The sequence below is a fragment of the Streptomyces sp. NPDC059456 genome, assembly GCF_042750055.1.
Lineage (GTDB): Bacteria > Actinomycetota > Actinomycetes > Streptomycetales > Streptomycetaceae > Streptomyces.
In genome coordinates, this window is the sequence record NZ_JBHYVA010000434.1 from 3,127 (window position 1) to 7,346 (window position 4,220).

Annotated in this window: 4 protein-coding genes; 3 read left to right on the forward strand and 1 reads right to left on the reverse strand. The window is 73.1% G+C overall.

Annotation, left to right across the window (positions count from 1 at the left end; translation table 11 throughout):
- Positions 1-301 precede the first annotated feature (301 nt).
- From ACFXA3_RS29360 to ACFXA3_RS29370, 3 genes are read left to right on the forward strand one after another with little or no spacing between them, the layout of a single operon-like run.
- The gene (locus ACFXA3_RS29360) at positions 302-1,243 is read left to right on the forward strand and encodes a sterol desaturase family protein (RefSeq protein ID WP_385191560.1); all 942 of its coding nucleotides are present in this window, start codon (positions 302-304) and stop codon (positions 1,241-1,243) included.
- A gap of 41 nt (positions 1,244-1,284) precedes the next feature.
- Positions 1,285-1,935, forward strand: coding sequence for a lysoplasmalogenase (locus ACFXA3_RS29365; RefSeq protein WP_385191564.1), 651 nt, complete (start codon positions 1,285-1,287; stop codon positions 1,933-1,935).
- A 28-nt stretch (positions 1,936-1,963) separates the two neighbouring features.
- Positions 1,964-3,007 carry a zinc-dependent alcohol dehydrogenase family protein gene (locus tag ACFXA3_RS29370; RefSeq protein WP_385191561.1) on the forward strand — a complete coding sequence of 348 codons (1,044 nt, stop codon included), beginning with the start codon at positions 1,964-1,966 and terminating at the stop codon, positions 3,005-3,007.
- Between the two features lie 67 nt (positions 3,008-3,074).
- Here the strand turns inward: ACFXA3_RS29370 and ACFXA3_RS29375 are convergent.
- The coding region (locus ACFXA3_RS29375) for a S8 family serine peptidase (RefSeq protein WP_385191563.1) at positions 3,075-4,220 on the reverse strand (1,146 nt) is incomplete at its 5' end.

The following is a 4,220-nucleotide window of genomic DNA, read 5'->3' on the forward strand; positions in this document are numbered from 1 at the left end:
GCGCGTCTCCCCCACCCGCGCTCACACACCCCCTCCACAACAGGGTGCCACCGGCTGCCCCACACGCGGTTGCCGGGCGCGGGGGGGGCGCCCACCCCCCCCCCCGGCGCGCGGCCCAGCAGGGACTTCACCAGCGTGCTCGCCGCCGTCCCCGCCACCTTCAGAAGAACCGTCTCGAAGCCCGTCATCCCCCGCCCTCCGCTCGGCCCGTACATCATCGCGCGAACCCGGGGTAACACCGATGGATACCGATCGGTAACAACCCCTAGCGGCGCCCCCGAACCCGCTCTATGGTGCGGGCATGCCGAACCTGCCCGATGTCGTGCTGTGGTCCATACCTGCCTTCGTGCTGCTCACCGTCATCGAGGTGGTGAGCTACCGGCTCCATCCCGACGAGGACGCGGCCGGCTACGAGACCAAGGACGCGGTCACGAGCGTCGCCATGGGGCTCGGCAGCATCGGCTTCGACCTGCTCTGGAAGATCCCGGTCGTCGCGGTCTTCACCGCGGTCTACGAACTGACCCCGCTGCGCGTGCCGTTCCTGTGGTGGACCGCCCTGCTGATGCTGCTCGCGCAGGACTTCCTCTACTACTGGCAGCACCGGCTCCACCACGTCATCCGCATCCTGTGGGCCTGCCACGTCGTCCACCACAGCAGCCGGCGGTTCAACCTCACGACCGCCCTGCGCCAGCCCTGGACCAGCGCCACCACCTGGTGGTTCTACCTGCCGATGGTCGCCCTCGGCGTGCACCCGGCCGCGATCCCGTTCTGCTACGGCCTCAACCTCCTGTACCAGTTCTGGGTCCACACCGAGCGCATCGGGAAGCTGCCGCGCCCCTACGAGTACGTCTTCAACACCCCCTCCCACCACCGCGTCCACCACGCCTCCCAGGGCGGCTACCTGGACCGCAACTTCGGCGGGATCCTGATCGTCTGGGACCGGATGTTCGGCTCCTGGGTCGGCGAGACCGACAAGCCCGTCTACGGGCTGACCAAGAACATCGACACCTTCAACCCGCTGCGCGTGGCCACCCACGAGTACGCCGCCATCGCCCGCGACGTCCGCGCCGCCCGCAGCTGGCGCGAGCGTGCCGGCCGCGTCTTCCGCGGGCCCGGCTGGCAGCCCGCCCCGGCTCCGACACCCGCCCCGGCTCCGGCACCCGCCCCGGCTCCGGCACCCGCCCCGGCGGCCGGGAGCGCCCCCGCCGCCGGGCCCGCGACCGCCCCGGAGCACGCCGCGTGAGCGACACCGACTCCCGTACGCCCTCCTGGGCGCGCCCCGCCGTGGCCGCCGCCGACGGTGCGGCCGGCCGGGTCCTGCTCGCCGCCTTCGCCGCCGCGACCGCCGCCGACCTCGGCTCGCTGCTGGCCGGCTGGCACCTCGGGCACGTCATCGCCAAGCCGCTGCTGATGCCGCTGCTCGTCGCGTACGTGGCCACCCGCCGGGCCCCCCGGCTGCTGATCGCCGCCCTGCTCTTCGGGTGGGGCGGGGACCTGGCCCTGCTCTTCGACGCCGATCCCGCCTTCCTCGTCGGGATGGGCTCCTTCGCCGCCGGGCACGTCTGCTACCTCGTACTGTTCGGCCGGCGCGGGACGCATCCCGCGCTCGGGGGCGCGTACGCCGCGGCCCTGCTGGGGACCGTCGCGCTGCTCTGGGGCGACCTGCCGGCCGACCTGCGAATCCCGGTCGCCGGGTACAGCCTGCTGCTCACCGCCATGGCCTACCGCTCCAGCTCCCTCGGCCTGCGCGCCGGTCTGGGCGGGGCGCTGTTCCTGCTCTCCGACACGCTGATCGCCACCGGCGTCGCCGACTGGCCGCAGCTGCCCCGCCCCGACTTCTGGATCATGGCCACCTACGTCGCGGCCCAGTACCTGCTGGCCGCCGGGGCGCTCGCCCCGACGCAGGCGTACCGTAGGACAGTCATACAAGACTGAACTACCTGATCCGGAGGGCTGCACCACCATGCGAGCCACCGTCATCCACGCCCCGCACGACATCCGCGTGGAGGAGGTGCCCGACGCTGCGATCCAGCGCCCCGAGGACGCCGTCGTCCGCGTCCTGCGTGCCTGTATCTGCGGCAGCGACCTGTGGGCCTACCGCGGAGAGGCCGAGCGCCAGCCCGGCCAGCGCATCGGCCACGAGTTCCTGGGCATCGTCGAGGAGGCCGGCCCGGCCGTGTCCGGCCTGAAGCCCGGCGACCTCGTCGTCGCCCCCTTCATGTGGTCCGACGGCACCTGCGACTACTGCTCCGAGGGCCTGCACACCTCCTGCGTGGACGGTGGCTTCTGGGGCTCGGTCGGCCACGACGGCGGCCAGGGCGAGGCCGTCCGCGTCCCGCACGCCGACGGCACCCTCGTGAAGCTGCCCGCGGACGCCGTCTCCGACGACCACCTGCTGACCGGCCTGCTCGCGCTGTCCGACGTCATGGGCACCGGCCACCACGCCGCCCTGGGCGCGGGCGTCCGCAAGGGCTCCACCGTGGCCGTCGTCGGCGACGGCGCGGTCGGCCTGTGCGGGGTCCTCGCCGCCAAGCGCCTCGGCGCCGAGCGGATCATCGCACTGGGCCGGCACACCGCCCGGACGGACATCGCCAAGCTCTTCGGGGCCACCGACGTCGTCGCCGAGCGCGGGGAGGCCGCCGAGGCCGCCGTCCGCGAGCTCACCGGCGGCCAGGGCGCCCACGCGGTCATCGAGGCCGTCGGCACCGAGCAGTCCATGCGCACCGCGGTGAACATCACCCGCGACGGCGGGGCGATCGGCTACGTGGGCGTCCCGCACGGCAGCGGCACCGGCCTCGACCTCGGCGTGATGTTCGACCGCAACATCACCCTGCGCGGCGGCGTCGCCCCGGTGCGCGCGTACATCCCCGAGCTGCTGGCGGACGTGCTGAGCGGCGCGATCGACCCGGCGCCCGTCTTCGACCGCGCCGTGTCCCTGGACGAGGTCCCGGACGGCTACCGGGCGATGGACGACCGCAGCGCGCTGAAGGTGCTCATCAAGCCCTGACGGAGCGCAGCGCGCGCGGGGGCCGGTCCGGGGGAGTCCCCCGGGCCGGCCCCCGCCGTTCAGGCCGCTACTTGACGGCCTTCAGCGCGTCCACCACGCCGTAGCCGTAGTAGCCGGTCTGGCCCCACTTGCTCTGGCAGGTGGTGGCGTCGACCAGCGCGCCCGTGGCGTCGTACAGCTTCTCCGGGCAGGCCGTCTTCGTGGCCTGGGCCTTCAGCATCGCCTGGAGCTGCGTTGGCGTGGCGTTCGGGTGCGCGCTCTTGAGCAGCGCCGCCACGCCCGCCACGTGCGGTCCGGCCATCGAGGTGCCCTGCTTGTAGCCGTAGCCGCCGCCCGGCAGGGTGGACAGCACGCGGCCGTTGGCGTCGGGCGTGGCCGGGATCTGCCACTTGTCGCCGCCCGGGGCGGCGACGTCGACGACGCCCAGGCCGAAGCTGGAGTAGTACGACCGGATGCCCTGGTCGCCGGTCGCGCTGACCGTGACCACGCCCGGGAGCTGGGTGGGGATGTCCAGGCAGACGTGCGGGTCGATCGTGCGCGGGACCGGGGTGCCGTCGTCCGGGCTCGTGTCGTCGACGATCGCGTTCGACGCCAGGTCGTGGTTGGAGTTGCCCGCCGAGGCCACGCTGAGCACGCCCTTGCGCTCGGCGTACTTGGTGGCCCGGCCGAGGGCCTCCACCAGCGCCTTCTGGTCGTCGTCCGCCTTGCAGTTGTAGAGCCAGGGGTCGACGTAGTAGCTGTTGTTGGTCACCTCGATCCCCTTCTCGGCGGCGAACATGAAGCCGCAGACGACCGCCTCGGTGAAGAACAGGCTGGTGCCCGGCTCGCTGACCTTGATCGCGGCGACCTTCACGCCCGGCGCGACACCCGAGATGCCGATGCCGTTGCGGGCGGCCGCGATGGTCCCGGCCACGTGCGTGCCGTGGTCGCTGCCGTCGGGGTACGGGCGCCACGCGCCGTCGGTGGTGTCCGCGACGCCGCCGACGCAGTTCGCCGACTGGCCCTTGGAGAAGTTCGCCGCGAGGTCCGGGTGGGTGTCGTCGACGCCCGTGTCGATGACGCCCACGGTGACGTCCGGGCTGCCATCGTTGATCTTGTGCGCCTGATCGGCCTTGATCGCCCGCAGGTCCCACTGGTTGGGCTCCAGCGGCTCCTGACCGTCCGTGGCGGCTGCCGTCGCCTTGGCGGCGTCCGCCGCGCTCAGCTTCTGCGT

Coding starts and splice junctions, on each gene's coding strand:
- ACFXA3_RS29360 (WP_385191560.1), top strand. CDS start 302: ATGCCGAACCTGCCCGATGTCGTGCTGTGGTCCATACCTGCCTTCGTG.
- ACFXA3_RS29370 (WP_385191561.1), top strand. CDS start 1,964: ATGCGAGCCACCGTCATCCACGCCCCGCACGACATCCGCGTGGAGGAG.